Source organism: Microbacterium sp., from assembly GCF_041909575.1.
GTDB lineage: Bacteria > Actinomycetota > Actinomycetes > Actinomycetales > Microbacteriaceae > Microbacterium.
Window position 1 is genome coordinate 11196 of record NZ_JAYRDE010000085.1, and the last position, 1966, is coordinate 13161.

The window sequence follows — 1966 nt, forward strand, 5'->3', positions numbered from 1 at the left end:
GACGTCGCCGACGGTCAGGCTCTCGAACGCGCTCATCGGTCCCCCTCCCCCACGAGCAGGACGGAGGTAGCGGTCACCACGTGGTCGCCCGCGGCATCCGTGATCTCGGCATCGCTCGTGACCATCGCGTTGCCGCCGAGGGTGCGGATGCCCGTCACCGTGAGCCGCGCGGAGAGCTCGTCGCCGGCCACGATCGGGCGCGAGTAGCGGAAACGCTGCTCCGCATGGAGCACGTTCTGGAGCACGATGCCCGAGTCGGGCTCCGCGAGCAGCTGCTGGAGCGTGAGGTCCTGGACGACCATCGCGAAGGTGGGCGGGGCGACGACGTCGGCGTAGCCGAGCGCCTGAGCGGCGGCCGGGTCGGTGTGCTGGTCGTCGGTCGCGAAGACGGCGCGCGCGAACTCGCGCACCTTCTCGCGACCCACGAGGTAAGGGGGCGTCGGGGGGAAGGACCGGCCGACGAGCTCGAGGTTCACTGGCACCGTGCCATCCTACCGAGGGCCTCCGCGGCGGTGTCCGAGGTCAGCGGCGGCGGCCGCGGACGGCTTTGACCGCCATCTGCGTCGCGATGAAGACGAGGAAGACCGCGAAGAGCGCGTTTCCGACGAAGGGGTCGACCACGGTGGCCAGCCATGCCCCGAGTGCGGTCGTCGTGCACGCGGCCACGCCGATGGTCGCCGCGGCGACGAGGTCCACGTTCCCGCGGCGCAGGTTGCCGATCGTGCCCGAAACGGCGGTCGGGATCATCATGAGGAGGGACGTCCCCTTCGCGATCAGGTCGCTCGTCCCGAAGAGCACCATGAGCGCGGGGACGACGATGATGCCGCCGCCCACGCCGATGAGACCGGCGACGATCCCCGTGACGACGCCCAGCACGACGAGGCCGATGCCGCTGAGCACCGTGAGGTCCAGCGTCGCCTCGCGCGACGGGATCACCACGAACAGACTCACGATCACCAGGACGAGGAATCCGACGAAGGCCCAGCGCAGGAACGTGATCGACAGGCGCGGGAGCAGCCACGTGCCCACCTGCGCGCCAACGACCGCGCCGGCGGCGAGCAGGAGACCTGGGATCCAGGCGACGGCGTCGTGCAGCGCGTAGGAGACGACGCCGACCGCGGCGGTGGGCACGATGGCCGCGAGCGACGTGCCGGCGGCCAGACGCTGATCGAAGGCGAGCGCCAGCACGAGGAGCGGAACGATGACCGTCCCGCCGCCGACGCCGAACAGGCCCGACAGCAGCCCCGCGAGCAGGCCGATCCCCACGCAGCCGAGGAAGAAGCGTGCGTCACGCGGACGTGCGGCGATGGCGTCCGTCACGATCAGCCGTTGAAGAACCAGTTGTCGACGCGCCACTCGCCGTCGACCTCGATGACGAGGTACTCGATGTAGTCCGTGTAGGGATGCAGGGTCTCGGTGGGCTCGCCCTCCTTGTCCCAGTACGCGTCGTAGCGGTCGACGGTGGAGACGGCGACGGATGCTCCGATCGCCTTGACCTCGTCGACGGTGGAGCTGTAGTCGACCACGGAGTCCATGAACCCCCGGGACTGCACGTAGAAGTCCTCGCACGTCTCTGTCTCGGTCGCCACCCGGTAGTCCTCGGTCGTCGTGGCGAAGTACTCCTCGCAGTCGGCGGACTGCCAGGCGTGATCGAACAGCTCGACCGCGCCGACCGCGCCCTCCTCCGCCTCCGGGGTCAGGACGTCCGCACTCTCCGCGGCCTCGCGCCCTCCGGCCGATCCCGCCGGACCCAGGCCCGATGCCGGCATCCCGTTGAGCAGCGCGGGGATGGTCAGCGCAGCGCCGACGATGATGGCGAGCATCACGGCGGCCAGCGCCACCCACAGGATCCACAGCCGCGACGTCGGCCGCTCGGCCACAGCGGACGCGACCGCCGGGTCGGCGGTCGCGCCGGGGGGGCGCTCGGCGCCGTGAGTCGTCCACCCTCCGCCGGCCCCCCACCCCC

Annotated in this window: 3 protein-coding genes; all 3 read right to left on the reverse strand. The window is 71.1% G+C overall.

Annotated elements, in window-relative coordinates; translation table 11 throughout:
• Positions 1 to 32: 32 nt before the first annotated feature.
• Positions 33 to 482: a MaoC family dehydratase N-terminal domain-containing protein gene (locus tag ACE3O1_RS11685; RefSeq protein WP_374315203.1), complete on the reverse strand. Its 450-nt coding sequence runs from the start codon at positions 480 to 482 to the stop codon at positions 33 to 35.
• A gap of 40 nt (positions 483 to 522) precedes the next feature.
• Positions 523 to 1320: a sulfite exporter TauE/SafE family protein gene (locus ACE3O1_RS11690; protein WP_374315205.1), complete on the reverse strand. Its 798-nt coding sequence runs from the start codon at positions 1318 to 1320 to the stop codon at positions 523 to 525.
• A 2-nt stretch (positions 1321 to 1322) separates the two neighbouring features.
• Positions 1323 to 1966 (reverse strand): hypothetical protein (locus ACE3O1_RS11695; protein WP_374315207.1); only part of this gene is annotated, 644 nt, incomplete at its 5' end.